Origin of the sequence: Bifidobacterium amazonense (assembly GCF_018555435.2) — a bacterium.
Classification (GTDB): domain Bacteria; phylum Actinomycetota; class Actinomycetes; order Actinomycetales; family Bifidobacteriaceae; genus Bifidobacterium; species Bifidobacterium amazonense.
The window spans coordinates 65,063-81,405 of the sequence record NZ_JAFEJT020000003.1; the positions used below are offsets into that span (position 1 = coordinate 65,063).

Genomic DNA, 16,343 nt, shown 5'->3' on the forward strand with positions numbered 1-16,343 from the left:
GTCCTCGGCAGTCTGTGCACGTCGCCTTCTTCTCCGGCGACATCACCCGCTCCGGCGGCACCGAAAACGTTTCGATCATGCTCGCCAACGCCCTAGTGTCTGAAGCCTTGCTGCCTGAGACAAGCAGTCAGGAAGCTGGCGGAGCCTCGGCCCCCTCGGCTGGGCCGAGCCGTAAAGAAAACGCCGGAGGTGTTTTTAGGCGAGGAACGAGCGACAGCGAGTCAGACAATGCCGCGCGTAGCGCGTCCGGAATTGCAGAACGGGCTGTCAGCCATAGTCTGACTGGGGGAGCGTACACTCAGCCACCTTTGAAGCTCAGCTTCATCAGCCTGTTTGAAGAGAACCCGAAGCCGTTCTTCCCAATCGACTCGCGCGTTACCCGCCACACGGTCTACCCGACCGTAACCCACGGCATCCAGCACTATTTCGATACCGTCAGGCGCTTGAAAACCATCGTCAAGGAACAGCGCGTCGATATCCTCGTCGACATCGACGGCATTCTCGACATGTATTCGCTGCCGCTCAAGCGTTCCACCGGCGTCAAGGTCATCTCCTGGGAGCATTTCAACTATCACCAGAATCCCGGTGTGCCCTACCGCAAGCTCACCCGTCGTTGGGCCGCCCGCAAGGCCGACGCCATCGTCACGCTCACCGAAGCGGACAGGAAGCTGTACGAGTGCAACACGCATCCCAAGTGCCCGGTCATCGCCATCCCCAATCCGATGCAGCGGATCACGCCCGAACCGGTGTACGACGTGGACTCCCGCACCATCATCAGCTCCGGCCGTCTGACCTACCAGAAGGGCTTCGACATGCTGGTGGACGTCGCCGCGCGCGTCCTGCCGCAGCATCCCGACTGGCGGTGGCTGATCCTCGGCGAAGGCGAAGACCGGCCGATGCTCGAGCAGAAGATCACTCAGGCGAATCTCGGCAAGCAGCTTATCCTCACCGGCCGCGTCGACAATATGGCCGACTACTACCGCAAGGCCGCCATGTTCGTCATGACCTCCCGTTTCGAGGGGCTGCCGATGGTCCTGCTTGAGGCCAAGGCCCACAAGCTGCCCATCGTCAGCTTCGACTGCGAAACCGGCCCCGCCGAGATCGTGACCGACGGTGTGAACGGTGAACTGGTTGCCCCCGGCGATATCGCCGACATGGCCGGCCGCATCGACCTGCTGATTGACGATGAGGAACGCCGTGTGCGCTATGCGATACATGCGTGGGATGATGCGGATCGATTCAGCAAAGCTTTGATCGTTCGCCAATGGTCGGCATTACTGAACAGTCATGCCATATGTGAGAAGTAAGGATAAGAACATGACAAAAAACGTAGCGTTGATCACTTACCATGCAGCACACAACAACGGCTCGTTCCTGCAGGCATTCGCCACGCAGCGCAAAATCCAGCAGCTTGGCCATAAGTGCGATATCATCGACTTCTCCACGCCCAGGCAGCAGTACCTGTACGACGTATACAAGAAAGTGTCGGGACCTAAGGACGTGCTGAAGAACGCCTACGCGCTGTTCCATCACAAACTGATCCAGCGTCGCCACGACGACTTTGACCGGCTTATCCATTCGGCGTTGTCCCTGACCCCGAAATTCTACGAGGACCTTTCGCAGATGGGCGATCTGGAAAACCAATATGACGTGTTCGTCTCCGGCAGCGACCAGATCTGGAACATGGACGCATGGGACTACAGCGACGCCTACTTCCTGTCGTTCGTATACGACAAGCCCAAGATCTCCTATGCGTCCAGCATGGGCGGGCATATCCTCGACAAGCGCGGCGACAAGGAACTCGCAGACCGATACAGCAAGTTGTTGGCCGATTATTCCGCGATTTCCGTTCGCGAAAGAACTGCGCAGGAATATCTCATGCCGATCATCGACAAGCCGGTCACGCAGGTCATCGACCCGACGTTGCTGCTGAAGCAGGACGACTACACGGACATCACCGCGCCGCGACTGGTCGACGAGCCGTACATCTTCTACTATGCGATCGACTCGATCGAACTGAACGACAGCGCGGCAAAGGCTGTGCAGCGGTATGCGCAGTCCAAGGGGCTGCCCGTCTACGTGATGTTCACCGGCAACAAGTCGTACGGGCTGAAGAAGTACGGATTCCACCTGCTGGAGGTTGCCGCGCCGAACCACTATCTGAGCCTCATCAAAAACGCTGAGCATGTGCTCACCGCGTCCTTCCACGGCACTGCGTTCTCGATCCTGTTCGAAAAGCAGTTCCATGTGGTGCGTGGCAAGCGCAACGGCAAGGTCAACATGGACGACCGCATGAGCTCGCTGCTGTCGACCTGCGGACTGGACGACCGCAACCTCATCGAAGGCGAAGCGTGGAGCGATGCCATTGTCGACTACGGCATGGTGCGGCCGCGACTGGACGTCGAACGCCGACGCTGCTCCGATTTCCTCGAAATGGCATTGAACAGCTGAACTGCCGAACCGCCGAACAGGCGAACGGCAAGACGCAAGGAGACGACGATGAAGAACACGTTGAAGAAACTGACCCCGGAGCCGGTCATCGCATGGCTGCGCGGAGCCGAATCCGACCTGAAACTCTACCATGAGACAATGCGGCAGATGCGCCGCTTCCGCCGCAACTACGCACGTCGCGGCACGAACGGCAAGACGCAGGTGGAAAGCCGGCTTATCTTCTTCACCCATCAGATCGAAAAGGGCCTGAGCCACGAGCACTTCCGCTACGGGTTCGGACGGACGGTGCTGGAACAGTTCGCCCCGCTGCTCAAGCAGCTCAAAAGCATGGATCCCAACGTGCAGGCCAATCCTGTGTGGGCGTCCGCGATCGACGCTCTGCACGAATACCGGGTCAAGCATGAGCGGGCCGGCAAGGACCTGTCTGCCGTGCGCGCGCTGTTCGACCCCGACATCTGGAACATGATCGGCGAGGCCGATGGCAAGCGCGGAGGCATACTGGTCATCAAGTCCGCCGACAAGGCCGACAATGCGTCCAAGACGTTCCGCGAACTGTCTGAAAGCCGTCATTCGCTGCGCGAATTCGCCGATGAACGTGTGTCGGCGGAAGAGATCATGCGATGCATCGACGTCGCCATGCGTACGCCGTCCGTGTGCAACCGTCAGCCGACCCGCGTGCACGTCATCACCAATCCCGATGTGATCGCCAAGGCCATGCCATTGCAGGGAGGCTACCGCGGTTACGCCATGCCGCCGGCACTCGTGCTCATCACCGCCGACAACCGTGCCTTCATGAGCCAGGACGAGCGCAACGAAGGATTTGTCGACGGCGGACTGTTTGGCATGTCGCTGCTACTCGCGCTGGAGGAGGCGGGACTGGCCGCGTGCCCTCTCAACACCATGCTCCCGGCCAAGCGCGACGATGCCACGCGCAGGCTGCTGCACCTTCTCGACAGCGAATTCCTCGTCATGTACATCGCAGTCGGACATTTCCTGCCGGAATCGAAAACCTGTCATTCGCAGCGATTTACCGCATCCGACATCGCCACGGTGATCGCATGAGCGGGGGAGCGACGGCGAACGCCGATCGGACGCAACCGCTGATCAGTGTGATCGTGCCGGTGTATAAGGTCGAGCAATATCTTGATGAATGCGTGTCCAGCATCGTCGCACAAACCTACCGAGAGCTGGAGGTCATCCTTGTCGACGACGGTTCCCCGGATGATTGTCCGCGCCGATGCGACGAATGGGCAGCACGGGACGGGCGCATCCGCGTCGTGCACAAGGCGAACGGTGGACTATCGTCCGCACGCAACGCCGGTCTCGATGTCATGCGTGGTGAACTCGTCGCCTTCGTGGACAGCGATGACTGGATCGAATCGGACATGATCGAACGACTGTGGCGGTCGCTGACGGACCATCATGTCGACGTGGCGATGTGCGGTACCGTGAAAATGTTCGATGATGGGAGCCAGAACCACATCGATGCCACGTTGCCGGCCAAAACGTTCAGCCGAGACAACGCGCTGCGCTCGTTCCTCTACCATTATGAACGCATGGCCAGCGCAGTATGGAACAAGCTTTTCGCTGCGAGTTTTTTCCGCGGGCCGGATGCCGTGCGTTTCCCCGAAGGACTCAACAGCGAAGACTATTTTGTGCTCAGCCGGGTGTACGACCGCATGAATGGATTGCGTTTTGACCCAATGCCGCTGTACCGGTACCGGATCCGCCGCAATTCGATCACCACGGCGGCGGTGAACGAGCACAGCTTCGACAAGGCCCGAATTGCCGAACTGTGCTGCGAGTACTTGGAAACACGCGGTTATGCCGATACTGCGGCGCTCGCATACTGCCGTATGCAGGGCTGGTACGACGTGCTGTATGATCTGCTCGGCAAACAGGCCGATCGAACAGTGATTGAACGGTGCCGCAGGCAATTGGCTGCGACTGCTCGGCCTGTATATGCCGACCGGTCGCTGTCCCTTGGACGGAAAACGAGAATTTTCTTCTTATCTCACTGCCCAAAGCTGTACGTCGCCATGCAATCGAAAGCCAAGTAATTCTCTATATCTTCATAAGCAAGGAACTATTGACATGAATCGCTGCGCCATTATTTTGCCGTACTACGGCAAGTTTCCCAACTATTTCCAGCTGTTTTTGAACTCATGTGCTGTCAACAGTGATTTTGACTGGCTAATTTTCACCGATGACAGGACGGAGTATGACTATCCGGTCAATGTGCATGTGCAGTATGAGACGTTTGCTGACATGCAGGCTCGCGTGCGGGACGCCTTCGACTTCCGCCCGGTGATCGAACAACCGTACAAACTATGCGACTTACGTCCCATGTACGGGTATGTTTTTAAGGATTATCTGGCAGATTACGAATTTTGGGGACACTGTGACTGCGACCTCGTATTCGGCGACCTCAGCCGGTTTATCACCGATGACCTGCTGAACGCGTACGACAAGATCTTCCCGGTCGGCCACCTGGCCCTGTATCGCAATACCGAGGAGAACAACCGTCGGTTCATGCTGGATCTGGACGGTCGGCCGATCTATCGCGAGGTGCTTGAATCGTCGCGTGGCTACACCTTCGACGAAAGCTATCTGTCGACCAACATCAACCGTATCTATCAGACGTACGGATTCCCGATTTACATGCGTGACCATTCGGGGAACACCGTGGCAAAAAGCGAGACGTTCCGCATTACGCGCTATGACGCAGAGCTCGGCACATTCCTTTCAGAGCCTGCCATGCGCGCTGTGTACGTCTGGGAACACGGTCACATCACACGTAGTTTCATGAGACTCGGTACCTTTATGCAACAGGAGCTCATGTACATGCACTTCCAACGACGAGACATGCGTGTTGCATGTCCCATGCAATCGGACAGGTATCAGATCTTACCTGGTTCGTTTGAGCCATTGCAGGTGGAGCATGTGACCAAAGAAAACTTCCGGTCTATCCCGTGGAAAAACACGGCCGATATGTGGCGACATCGCGTGAACATCGGCCGCGGCGAATACAAGTTTTGGAAGAGTCGCATCGCCGGCGTGATCAATGCTCGTATGAATAAGGGGTAGCCGCATGGGCGAGAAGAAGCGTTTGCTAATCAACATGACGGCCACCGCAGTGTCCGTCATGGTACAGCTCGGCGTCAATTTCCTGCTGACGCCGTACATCGTGCGCACGCTCGGTGCGACGGCGTACGGTTTCATTCCTCTGATCAACACTATCATCGGATATACAGGCATTCTGACGGCGGCCTTGAACTCCATGTCCAGCCGATACATCGCATTGGAATACAATCGCGGCAACTACGAGAAAGCCAACACGTATTTCCGATCAGTTCTTGTTGCCAATCTCATCATCGCATGCGCGCTGGCTGTTCCGGGATTTCTGTTCTCTGCGTTTCCGCAATGGATCATGCGTATCCCCGCTGAATTGGTGCAGGACGTGCGTATGGCATTCCTGTTTGCGGTGCTGAGTTCGGAACTGTCATTGATGCTGTCGGTATACGGTTGCGTGTATTACGTGAAAAACCGGTTGGAGAAAAGTTCAGTACGAAACATCGAAAGCAATCTGCTTCGTGCGGGAGTACTCATACTGCTGTTCATGATGCTGCCTGCGAAGATTTACTATCTGACCGCAACCATGCTGATCGTGGCGATCTACACCAATGCCGCGAACGTGTATTACACCAAAAAACTGACTCCGGAACTCAACGTTCGTGCCGGACGGTTCAGCATGACATCGGTCAAGGAACTGCTTTCGTCTGGTTTTTGGAACTCGGTTGATTCATTAAGCTACACTCTGCTGGTCGCTCTTGGATTATATTTGGCGAATGTGTTCTTGGGGCCGGCGATAGGTGGAGATTTTTCCCTCGCGAAGACGGTTCCTGCGGTGTTGCTGTCTTTGGCCGGAACAATGGTGTCGGTTTTTGCTCCGCAGCTGATGCAATACTATGCGCGGAATCGACGTTCGGAATTCCAAAGGTTCTTGCTGTTTTCTTTGAAAATGTCGGCCACGGCCTATGCCCTACCGGTCGGCTTATTTGTAGTGTTTGGTCGTCATTTTTTCGAATTGTGGGTTCCCACGCAGGATGCCGCACATTTGCAGGCCATGTCTGTACTGATCCTCATTCCCACGTTGTTCTCGTGCGGCAGCATGGTGTTGAACAACGCGTTCATTATCACCGATAAACTGAAAGTACCCGCCATAGCTTTTCTGGTGTGCGGAATCCTGAACATTGTGCTGGTGATACCGCTGTTGCTATGGACATCCGCCGGTATTTGGTCCATCATCTTGGTGCAGGGCATTCTTGATTCGCTGAAGAATTTCCTGTTTGTGCCGTGGTACGCATCGCGGTGCCTAGGATATTCTTTCCGCACGATCTTTCTGCCGGTGCTGAGAGGCGTCTGCTGTTTGATGCCAGTCATTGCCGTATGCCTCGTCTACGACCGGTTGGTGGCTATCGACAGCTGGCTGGATTTTTTTGCGGGGGGAGCCGTATGCGCCATCCTGTCCGGAGTGATCTGCATGTTCGTTGCTCTGAATTCAGCCGAACGGATACGAGTAGTGGGAATGATTCGCCGTGGCGGGCGATGACCTCTTTCATAACCTATAGGGAATGTACGAAAACAAGGATGCATATATGATCAACGACAATACTGGGCAATCATTAGTGATTAGCGCATACAAGGACAAGAAGAATTTGGACCGTCTTGTCGACCGTCTGGGCGAACGATACAACATGTTCATTCATGTCGACAGCTCCTCCTCAGTGCTGTCGGATGACGATGTCGCGAAATGGAACGGCATGCCAAACGTGTATGCGGAAAGGCGCTATGCGATTTCTTGGGGCAGTTACAAACACCTGCTGGCGTTACTGGGCTTGCTACGTCGTGCGGTCGCGTCCACGGTGGACGGAGGATATATCCACCTGATTTCCGGACAGGACATTCCGGTTCGGTCCAATGATGAATTCGATGCATTCTTCGCTGGTGACACGCATGTATACATGGACTGTCGAACCATCGATCAGATGGAGCCGCACCAGAAACGCATGTACCAGCTGAAGAACAGGCTCTGGCGCTTCAATTATTGGAACAAGATCGTCCATGCACTGCGCAACGTGGATCTTACGCTGCAGAAGAGCCTGCATATCGTCAACGATCGTTTCGGTGACGAAAGTAATTTAGCGCAGGGATTGGTGTGGCTGTCTTTGCCGAAGGAGGCTGCCCGGTACGTCCTTGATTACGTGGACGCGCATCCGAAATTCATGAAGGATCTCTATCAGGCGCAGATTCCCGAGGAATTCCTCTTCCAGACGATACTCGTCAATTCGCCGTTCTCGGATCGTATTGTGCCGAATCACCTGCGATATATGGACTGGAATCGGCGCAATGGCAGTTTGCCGGCGTATTTGGATGAATCGGATTATGACAAGATCACGTCGTCGGATTGCTTCTTTGCTCGAAAGATCGACTCAACAATTGCGGAAGGCTTGCTGAAAAGGTTGGGATATGACCCGAGTTGATGATGCTTCGCACAGTTTCGTTAGCTGCGAAAAGATTGCAGTGAATGGTGGACAATTCACGCGTGACCCCAGGTTTGAGGTAATGCGCATCGTCGCGATGCTGCTTATCGTCAGCTGCCATGTAGTCGCTAATATACCGTGGAATCTGGAAGACGACGGCGACACGGTGTCTCGCGCGTTCGCTATTGCTTGGGACCAATACGCCGGACAAATCGGCGTGTGCATATTCTTCTTGCTGTCCGGATATTTTCTGGTCAATAAAACATTCCGTGCCTCCAGAATCTTGTCAGTCGTCGTGCAGACGTTTTTGTATTCGGCTCCGGTCATCGCGCTGCAGGCTGTGCTGTTGGCCATTCACCCGAGCGATGGTATTTCCGCCATGTTTTCCAAGGGCCAGCTGTTTCATACGCTGTATTCATCGTTGCTGCCAGTCTTCAACGGCACATACTGGTTCATCACTGCATATGTCCTGATGATGCTGGCCTCGCCGTATCTCAACCGGATTCTCCACGACTCGGAACGGTCATCACGGAATTGTATCGTCCTCTTATTGGCTGTCAGCATGATGCCGGTGCTATCACTGTCTCCATCGGTATGGACCACGTGGACTTACGCGATCACCGTGTATCTGATAGGCGGATGGATGCGCTTGTACGGTGTCGATCTTCGTGTGCGTTTCAACTGCCGTTGGCAGATGAGTGTCATATACGTTGTAGCGGCTTACGCCATGTTGTCTGCATTTGTGTATGCTTCGCTGCGATTTGGGTTTTGGGATTGGTTGCGTTCGGATGAACGTCGTACGTTCGGAGTGATTCCTCTGCTGGAGCTAGCTATTGCCGCGATGTTGTTGATGATGACTGCGAGTCTTCGACAGTCTGTTCGCAACGTGAAAAGTGAAAAACGTGGCCACGTCATTATGACAATAAGCTCAAGTGTGTTCGGCGTATATCTGATTCACGAGAATCCATACGTCCGTGCAAACCTGTGGCGTGCCCTCGGCGCATTGATCCCCGCTCCGGGGAACACGGCGGGCGTAATCGTCGAGACCGTCGCAATTACGGCGGGACTGTTCGTCATGTTATCCGCTGCGGCATTCATGTATGACGCAATCGTCGTGCATCCGATTCAGCGCCTGCTCAAACTTCGATCATGATGTATCTGCGATACGCGTACAATCACGTCCGCATCAAATCTGCGGCACGTCAAGCAGCGTATCGGTGCGCGGTACAACGTGCTGCGGTTCGTCAACGTACGGCTGCGGCACGGCGATCATCTGCGGCGACTCCTGCGTGACGGTTTGAGATAGGCGCGCGAAATCAAGCTCGTCGCAGTTGTGCACGATCCGGTTCTGCCGGCAATCGCTTTCCATTCGGTCTGCGGCTCGGCGTTTGTGAACGTGCGAGACAATCCTGTGACGTGCTCTCCCATGCACGCCACGGCCATCGCGACGGCGTTCTGCGTCTTGTCGTCGTTGCGGAATTCCTCCCGTCCGTCCTCACTCGTCCGGTTCCGCTCCGCATTGGCGATTTATTTGCCTGAATGATACCGCTCAGGTGGGGAAACACTGATAATCGTTGGAATTCCGCCAAAAATTTATTTGCCTGGTATTTGCTTTACCGTATGTTGCGGCGATACACTGAAGGCATTGTCTGTCAGTGTCGAACGGAAAGTAGGTGGGGCCGATGCCCGAAGATTACGTGGCGCTGGTGATTCGACTGGCGCAATCCGTGTCGGAAACGCAGACGATAGAGTTCAAGGATTCCAACGCTCGATTTGAGATGATCGGACGTGATATCGCCGCCTTGGCGAATTCCGCTGTAGTGGAAGGTCAGGATTATGCCTATATGGTGTGGGGAATCGACGATTCCAGTCATGCGGTCATTGGAACATCATTCAATCCGCTGACCGCCAAGCGCGGCAATCAGGAGTTGGAGATCTGGCTTCGCGTGAAGCTGTCCGATAACGCGGAGTTTCAGTTCATTCCCGTGGAAATTGACGGGAAAACCGTTGTGGTGCTGCGAATCTGGCCGGCCATTGGATATCCGGTTTCCTTCGACAACGTCGAATACATCAGATCGGGAACGTCCACACAGCCGTTGCAGAAGAACACGCAACGTGAACAACGACTTTGGGATTTGACGAGAACCGGCGCGTTCGAGGATCAGATCGCCATGCGGTGGCTGAGTCGCGATGAAGTACTGTCCAAACTGAATTGGGCCAGATACTTCACCCAAACCGGCATTCCCCTGCCGGAAGGCGGGTCGGGCATACTGCACTATTTGATTGCTGATTCGATAGTCAAGCCGTTGGACAGCGGACAATACGCTATCACCAATTTAGGCGCATTGCTGTTCGCCGTGAAAATGGACGATTTTGAAACCGTTTCCAGAAAGGCGATCCGCATCATCCGGTACACAGGCAAGGATCGGCTATCCGCAACCCGGTCAAAGACATTCCCCGGAGGATACGCGGACATCGACGCCATACTGGACTACCTGCAGGCGCTGCTTCCGGAACGGGAAGAAATTGACCGTGGTCTTCGCGTAACCGTGCAAGGATATCCTGAGCTTGCGATTCGTGAGTTATTAGGCAACATGCTCATTCATCAGGATCTCACGGTGAGGGGCAGCGGACCCTTGGTGGAGATCTTCGAAGATCGTGTGGAATTCTCCAACCCCGGATCTTCTCTGATCGAGGTATCGCGTCTGGTCAACGATCCGCCGCAATCACGGAATCCGAAGCTGGCAAAACTGGCTCGGAGACTGAACATGTGTGAGGAAGCCGGTTCCGGATGGGACAAGATCATACGTTCCTGCGAACTTATGCAGCTTCCGGCTCCGGAGATTCAGGAAACACGTGGAGATGCCCCCAGTATGAGAGTGCGACTCATGCAGCGTCGGCCTTACCGCAACCTGACAGTAGCTGAACGCATGCAGGCGTGTTATTGGCACGCGTGCGTGCAGTATGCCAATGGCGATTTTCTGACCAATGCGTCGTTGCGCATGCGCTTCGGTCTTCCGGCCACGTCCAGCTCGCAAATCTCGCGGCTGATATCGGAAAGCATCGAAGCGGGACTGATCCGCCTAGCTGACGCGGATGCGGCAAACAAAAAGAGGCAGTATCTACCGGCATGGGCGGGTGTCTCAACGGCTGCGGATATTGCGCAGAATTTATTTGCCTGAATGATGCCTCTCAGGTGAGGAAAGTTCAATAATCGTTGGAATTCCGCCAAAAATTTATTTGCCTGGTATTTGCTTCGTGGATGATGACGGACGGTTCGGCTGTGTCTGCGAGCGCGGGTCTTGAGCTGGGGGAAGGCGCCACGGCGGAGCGGAAGAACGTCCGCTCCGCCGTGGCACACCGTCCCGCGGGGGCCGCAGGGCAAGACCAATGCCGCGTGTCGATGGCGTTCCGTTATACAATGCCAATGATTGCACATACCCGGCCGCAGATTCCGGCCAACTCACAGAGAGGGGTCAATGATGATTGAAACGGCACAAGCGTTCGGCGTGGACATCGGCGGTTCCGGCATCAAGGCGGCGCCGGTCGACCTGGAAAAGGGCGAATTCGCCGAGCCGCGCCTGAAGATCCTCACCCCGGCAGTCTCCACCCCGCAGGCCGTCGCCGCGATCGTGCGCCAGCAGCTCGACCACTTCGAGGTTCCGGACTCCGCGCCGGTCGGCATCGCGTTCCCGGCCCCGATCAAGCCCGGACAGAAGCTCGACTTCATGGCCAACCTCGACCAGTCGTGGATCGGCGTCGACGTGACCGAAGTCTTCTCCGAAGCGTGCGGTCGCCCGGTCGTCGTCGTCAACGACGCGGACGCCGCCGGCCTGGCCGAACAGCAGTACGGCGCGGCCAAGGGACAGAACGGCCTCGTCATCGCGACCACGCTCGGCACCGGCATCGGCACCGCGCTCATCATGAACGGCACGCTCGTGCCGAACACCGAGCTCGGCCACATCATCCTCGACGAAAAGCACCTCGACGCCGAAAAGTACGCGTCGTCCGGCGTGCGCGAACAGAAGGAACTCGGCTACAAGAAGTGGGCCAAGCGACTCACCAAGTACTACGGGCTCATGGAAAAGTACTTCAACCCGGACCTGTTCGTCGTCGGCGGCGGCGTGAGCCGTCAGAGCGACAAGTTCCTGCCGTACATCGACATCAAGACGCCGATCGTCCCGGCCAAGCTGCGCAACGAGGCCGGCATCGTCGGCGCTGCGTACTTCGCCAGCACCAAGCAGTGACGATTCCGATTCGTCGGCAACGGCCGTAACCGAGTCCCGGTTTGGTAAGTTCGGGGTTGGTTGCGGCCGTTGCCGTATCCGAAGAGGCTGTTGCCGGGTCCCGATCTCGTGACATGGATCCGGCAACGGTCGGCCGGAGGAGCTTTTCTTGTTGCATGGCTAGACTGACAGCCATGCGTTTTTCCTCACGAGTCGACATCAGTGCGCCCAATCCGATCGCCGCGGCGGAAGCGGCCGCCAAGGCTCACGGCACGGCGCTCGGCAAGCTCAACGATTCCAACCCGACCCGCCACGGTCTGGCCCCGGCACTGGTGCCGGAAATCTACACGGCCGACCCGCGCGGCCCGCGCAAGGCGCGCGAGGCGCTCGCCGCGTTCCTGACCGCGACCTACGGCGGCGCGGCAGCCGGCGCGAACGCAGCAGAGGAGGAAGAAGCAGAACCGACAACCGAACCCGTCAATTCGAACAGCCTCTACATTCTCAGCTCCACGTCCGAAGCGTACTCGTGGCTTATCAAACTGCTGTGCGACGCGGGCGACGCGGTGCTCGCGCCCAAGCCCGGCTATCCGCTCATCGAATCGATCGCCCGGCTCGAATGCGTCGACACGGTCGAATACCAGCTGCAGTTCGACGGATCATGGTACATCGACGTCGCCGAACTCGAATCGCTGCTGGACGACGCGAACGTCGGCGAACGCATCCGCGCGCTCGTCCTGATCAACCCGAACAATCCGACCGGCTCGTACGTCAAACCGGAGGAGCGCGAACGGATCGTGGCGTTGTGCCGCGAGCGCGGCGTCGCGATCATCGCCGACGAAGTGTTCTACGACTACACGCTCGAGCCGTTCCCCGGCAATGCGCGGCTCGCGGGGGAGCCCGGAGTGCTTACGTTTGCGCTGGACGGATTCTCGAAGATGCTCGCAGCGCCGCACGCGAAGGTCGGCTGGATCCAGGTGTCCGGCCCGGCCGACGACGTGGACGAAGCGCAGCGCCGGCTCGACGTGATCGCCGACGACTATCTGCCGATGAGCGACATCATCGCGCGTGATATTCCCGCGCTGCTCGACGCGGCCGGCAGCCAGACGGATCGCGTGCGCGCCCGCGTGCGCGGCAATCTCGCGACGCTGCACCGGCTGCTGGACGAGGACGAGCATGGTCTGGTCAGCGTGCTGCGCGCGGAGGGCGGCTGGAACGTGCTGTTGCGCGTGCCGAGCGTGATCGACGAGAACGAGCTCGTGCTCGCGATGATCGAACGGCACGGATTGAGTGGCCAGCCGGGATACTTCTTCGACATGACGTCGAACGGATATCTTGCGATTTCGCTGTTGCCCGAACCGGCCGAGTTCGAGCGCAACGTGCGAGCCGTGCTGGATACGGTCAATGGACTGGTGGGATAGCAGTAGTGGTATCACGCTTTGCGTGATGCTGCGTTGATAGCGGCACGCCCGTGCCGCAGACGCTCCCTCAGTCCGCTTCGCGGACAGCTCCCTCAGCCGAGGGAGCCGAGGCTCCGCCAGCTCTTCACGCGTTTACTGACGTTGCTTGGTTTCCTCGTACTTTTTGCGGACGAGATCGGTGTAGCATGCGGCGGCGTCGGCGGGGGAGCCGTCGAAGACGACGTCGTGCTCGTCGAGCACGATCGTGCGGTCGATCGCGTACTCCGGGCGCTGGATCAGCTCGAGGTCGTGCGTGGCGAAGATCACCTGCTTGTCGTAGCTGAACAGGGCGCGCGCCACGTGCGCGGAGCCGATCTCGTCGAGTCCCTTGGTCGGCTCGTCGGCCACGACCGCCGCCGGCGAGAAGCTCAATGCGGACGCGATCGCGAGCAGATGCCGTTTCTCACTGTCGAGCGCGCTGGCCGGCTGCATCGCCACGGACGTCAGATCGAAGTGCGCGAACAGTGCGCCGATCGTCTCCTGCCGCACGGCCTCCGGCACCTTGTGCTTCTTGAGTGGCTGGTCGATCGCCTCGCGGATGTCCTTGGCCTGATAGTAGCTTTCCGGAATCTCCTCGCGGCGCACGCGGCCGACCAGGTCCTCGATGCGCTTCAGGTCGCGGCGGTTCGCCGTGTCGAGCGTCTCGTCACCGGCTGCGACCGTCACCGTGCCGACGGACGGCTTGAGCGCGCCGTCGAGCAGTTTCAGCAGCGTCGTCTTGCCGGAGCCGTTGAGTCCGATGATCGCGACGCGGCGCGTGTCCGGGCCGATCGTCAGGTCGACCGGCAGCAGGCCGATGCCGTTGTCGTCGTAGCGATGGCCGGCGCCGGCCACCGTGAACGTGACGGACGACGGCTTGTCTGGCGTGCTTTTGCCGCCCAGAAAATCAAACAGTCCCATGCCTCCACAGTGTAGTCTCTACAGTGCAGTCGGCATGGGACTGTTTGCTCGGTGTCCTTGTGGCGCCTTACGCGTTTCAGGCGAAGTAGAAGCCCTTGAAGTCGTACTGGTAGACGCGGTAGATGTACGCGGTGTTGAGCTCCATCTTGTACTGGACGAGCTGGTTGCCGTCCGCGTCGTACTGGCCGAACAGGCCCTGCATGCCCGAGTCGATGAGCACGTTGCCGTTGGACAGCACCTGCGCGGAGCTCACGTACGGCGAGTACGGCACGTCGAACGACGTGACCTCCTTGTACGTGCCGGCCTTCTCGTCGACCAGATACTTGCGGTACTGAGAGTTGGAATCCGTGTCCTTGCTTGACTGCGCGGTCGAAATGCCGCTGATCACGGTCCAGTCGAAGTCGGGGCGGGTCATCGCGTAGCCGAAGTTGTTGTCGAACATGTAGATGTAGTACTGGCCGTCCGCGAGCGAGTCGTCGGCCACGTACGTGATCGAATGCTGGCCGCCGGTGTCGCCGAAGTCGCCGTCCTTGGTCAGGAACGCGTCGGCGTACGAGGTGCCGTTCCACACGCTCCGCTCGCCGATCATGTAGGCGAGCGTCGGAGTGCCCTCCAGATCGTTGACCTTGATGATCGTGGACGTTTCGCGCGCGGAGAACAGCGCCGAGCCGTCGGGCAGCAGCTGGATCGTGTTGCAGTGCAGCCAGTCCCAGCGGTTCGTGGCGGTCGGGTCGGATTCGTCGATGCCCGAATGGTCGGTGGTGGACTTGTAGTCGGCGAACATTTCGCCGAAGTCGACGAGCAGCGTCGTCTTGCCGGTGCTCGTGTCGAGCTTGACGACCTGGTCCTGCACGGCGTGGTCGGAGCGGCTCAGGTCGGTGGCGAGCAGCACGATGTTGCCGTCCGCGTCGAGCGCGTAGTCGTGGTGGAGGATGAAGTTGCTGCCCAGGTCGTAGATCTTTTCGAGCTTGCCGAGCCGGTTCATGCCGACCATCGTGTGCGTGGACGCGGAGAACCACATGAGCCCGTCGTCGTCGAACAGGAGTCGGTGCGAACGATAGTACTTGACCGGCACTTCGCCGCGCAGCACGCCGTTCGTGTCGTAGTAGTACATGAAGTCCTGCTCGTTGCTGTCGTTGCCGAGAATCGCGTACAGGCCGTTGCCGAGGTCCTCGCCGTCCTTCGCGGAGACGGTCTGTTCGAGCGTGACCGCTTCGGTGCCGAGCAGCTTGGGTCCCTGATGGGTGATCGTGTAGTCGAGCGAGAGGCCGTTGTCGTCGGTGAGCGTGAACTTGATCGTGTTCTCGACGCCCGGGATCAGGCCCAGCACCAGGAACTCGTGTTCGGTCTGGTACTCCTTGTCCTGGTAGGCGGTGGCGGTGAAGTCCGGATAGCCGTCGGCCGAGACGGTGTAGGTCACCTTGGTCTCGTACTGCGAGTTGAAGTAGACGTACAGCGACGTCGTGTTCGTGCCGTACGGGTCGTCCTGCACGTAGATGTTGTCGACGGTGCGCTCCTCGGCGTCGCGCGCCTTGACGAGCTTCTCCTCGGCCATCTGCTGGTATTCGGCGGTGTAGACGTTCGCGATCTGCGCGTTGAGACGTTCGATGCGGTGCTGCTTGATGCTTGCGTCGACGTTGTCGTACGAGAGCAGGCACAGGCCGACGGCGACGACAAGTGCGACGACGGCGGCGACGACACGGACTGCGACGCGCCAGCCGGGCGCGGATGTGCGGGTTCGGGATGTGTTCATGGTTCGGTTGACT

Annotated in this window: 14 protein-coding genes and 1 pseudogene; 12 read left to right on the forward strand and 3 right to left on the reverse strand. The window is 58.0% G+C overall.

The window, feature by feature from the left end; translation table 11 throughout:
- Positions 1-14: 14 nt before the first annotated feature.
- From JS533_RS01390 to JS533_RS01425, 8 genes are read left to right on the forward strand one after another with little or no spacing between them, the layout of a single operon-like run.
- Positions 15-1,307, forward strand: a complete 1,293-nt coding sequence (locus JS533_RS01390) for a glycosyltransferase family 4 protein (RefSeq protein WP_241512777.1) — start codon at positions 15-17, stop codon at positions 1,305-1,307.
- Between the two features lie 10 nt (positions 1,308-1,317).
- Entirely contained in the window at positions 1,318-2,451 is a 1,134-nt protein-coding gene (locus tag JS533_RS01395) for a polysaccharide pyruvyl transferase family protein (protein ID WP_033493133.1), read from the forward strand.
- 48 nt (positions 2,452-2,499) lie between these two features.
- Complete coding sequence (locus tag JS533_RS01400) at positions 2,500-3,513, forward strand: nitroreductase family protein (protein WP_033493135.1); 1,014 nt, start codon at positions 2,500-2,502, stop codon at positions 3,511-3,513.
- Positions 3,510-4,511, forward strand: coding sequence for a glycosyltransferase family 2 protein (locus JS533_RS01405; protein WP_241512778.1), 1,002 nt, complete (start codon positions 3,510-3,512; stop codon positions 4,509-4,511). The genes JS533_RS01400 and JS533_RS01405 overlap by 4 nt, the downstream gene beginning before the upstream one ends.
- 34 nt (positions 4,512-4,545) lie before the next feature.
- A complete protein-coding gene (locus JS533_RS01410; protein ID WP_241512779.1) occupies positions 4,546-5,538 on the forward strand; it encodes a DUF6625 family protein in 993 nt (330 codons plus the stop codon).
- Between the two features lie 4 nt (positions 5,539-5,542).
- Positions 5,543-7,063, forward strand: a complete 1,521-nt coding sequence (locus tag JS533_RS01415) for an oligosaccharide flippase family protein (RefSeq protein WP_241512780.1) — start codon at positions 5,543-5,545, stop codon at positions 7,061-7,063.
- Between the two features lie 46 nt (positions 7,064-7,109).
- Positions 7,110-7,994, forward strand: a complete 885-nt coding sequence (locus JS533_RS01420) for a beta-1,6-N-acetylglucosaminyltransferase (RefSeq protein WP_241512781.1) — start codon at positions 7,110-7,112, stop codon at positions 7,992-7,994.
- Complete coding sequence (locus JS533_RS01425; protein ID WP_033493142.1) at positions 7,981-9,147, forward strand: acyltransferase family protein; 1,167 nt, start codon at positions 7,981-7,983, stop codon at positions 9,145-9,147. The genes JS533_RS01420 and JS533_RS01425 overlap by 14 nt, the downstream gene beginning before the upstream one ends.
- 33 nt (positions 9,148-9,180) lie before the next feature.
- Here JS533_RS01425 and JS533_RS01430 read toward each other — a convergent pair whose 3' ends face one another.
- Positions 9,181-9,363, reverse strand: a complete 183-nt coding sequence (locus JS533_RS01430; RefSeq protein WP_033493144.1) for a hypothetical protein — start codon at positions 9,361-9,363, stop codon at positions 9,181-9,183.
- A gap of 313 nt (positions 9,364-9,676) precedes the next feature.
- On the opposite strand from JS533_RS01430, the gene JS533_RS01435 reads away from it, so the two are divergent.
- From JS533_RS01435 to JS533_RS01445, 4 genes and pseudogenes are all read left to right on the forward strand, one after another.
- On the forward strand, positions 9,677-11,176 hold the full coding sequence (locus JS533_RS01435; RefSeq protein ID WP_051923778.1) for an ATP-binding protein: 1,500 nt from the start codon (positions 9,677-9,679) through the stop codon (positions 11,174-11,176).
- A gap of 300 nt (positions 11,177-11,476) precedes the next feature.
- Positions 11,477-12,241: a polyphosphate--glucose phosphotransferase gene (gene ppgK, locus JS533_RS01440; protein ID WP_219057881.1), complete on the forward strand. Its 765-nt coding sequence runs from the start codon at positions 11,477-11,479 to the stop codon at positions 12,239-12,241.
- 173 nt (positions 12,242-12,414) lie between these two features.
- Positions 12,415-12,621: pseudogene (locus JS533_RS13835) on the forward strand (pyridoxal phosphate-dependent aminotransferase); the annotation flags it as partial.
- Positions 12,619-13,638 (forward strand): pyridoxal phosphate-dependent aminotransferase, encoded by a 1,020-nt coding sequence (locus JS533_RS01445; protein WP_420838606.1) that lies wholly within the window; start codon positions 12,619-12,621, stop codon positions 13,636-13,638. The pseudogene JS533_RS13835 and the gene JS533_RS01445, both read left to right, overlap by 3 nt.
- Before the next feature lie 132 nt (positions 13,639-13,770).
- On the opposite strand, the gene JS533_RS01450 is transcribed toward JS533_RS01445, so the two are convergent.
- A complete protein-coding gene (locus tag JS533_RS01450) occupies positions 13,771-14,577 on the reverse strand; it encodes an ATP-binding cassette domain-containing protein (RefSeq protein ID WP_241512783.1) in 807 nt (268 codons plus the stop codon).
- Positions 14,578-14,653: 76 nt separating this feature from the next.
- Positions 14,654-16,330: an aryl-sulfate sulfotransferase gene (locus JS533_RS01455; RefSeq protein WP_241512784.1), complete on the reverse strand. Its 1,677-nt coding sequence runs from the start codon at positions 16,328-16,330 to the stop codon at positions 14,654-14,656.
- Positions 16,331-16,343: the final 13 nt, after the last annotated feature.

What these genes read in the sequence shown, in the direction of transcription:
- JS533_RS01395 (WP_033493133.1), top strand. Translation starts at nt 1,318, where the DNA reads ATGACAAAAAACGTAGCGTTGATCACTTACCATGCAGCACACAACAAC.
- JS533_RS01400 (WP_033493135.1), top strand. Translation starts at nt 2,500, where the DNA reads ATGAAGAACACGTTGAAGAAACTGACCCCGGAGCCGGTCATCGCATGG.
- JS533_RS01405 (WP_241512778.1), top strand. Translation starts at nt 3,510, where the DNA reads ATGAGCGGGGGAGCGACGGCGAACGCCGATCGGACGCAACCGCTGATC.
- JS533_RS01410 (WP_241512779.1), top strand. Translation starts at nt 4,546, where the DNA reads ATGAATCGCTGCGCCATTATTTTGCCGTACTACGGCAAGTTTCCCAAC.
- JS533_RS01415 (WP_241512780.1), top strand. Translation starts at nt 5,543, where the DNA reads ATGGGCGAGAAGAAGCGTTTGCTAATCAACATGACGGCCACCGCAGTG.
- JS533_RS01420 (WP_241512781.1), top strand. Translation starts at nt 7,110, where the DNA reads ATGATCAACGACAATACTGGGCAATCATTAGTGATTAGCGCATACAAG.
- JS533_RS01425 (WP_033493142.1), top strand. Translation starts at nt 7,981, where the DNA reads ATGACCCGAGTTGATGATGCTTCGCACAGTTTCGTTAGCTGCGAAAAG.
- JS533_RS01430 (WP_033493144.1), bottom strand. Translation starts at nt 9,363, where the DNA reads ATGGAAAGCGATTGCCGGCAGAACCGGATCGTGCACAACTGCGACGAG.
- JS533_RS01435 (WP_051923778.1), top strand. Translation starts at nt 9,677, where the DNA reads ATGCCCGAAGATTACGTGGCGCTGGTGATTCGACTGGCGCAATCCGTG.
- ppgK (WP_219057881.1), top strand. Translation starts at nt 11,477, where the DNA reads ATGATTGAAACGGCACAAGCGTTCGGCGTGGACATCGGCGGTTCCGGC.
- JS533_RS01450 (WP_241512783.1), bottom strand. Translation starts at nt 14,577, where the DNA reads ATGGGACTGTTTGATTTTCTGGGCGGCAAAAGCACGCCAGACAAGCCG.
- JS533_RS01455 (WP_241512784.1), bottom strand. Translation starts at nt 16,330, where the DNA reads ATGAACACATCCCGAACCCGCACATCCGCGCCCGGCTGGCGCGTCGCA.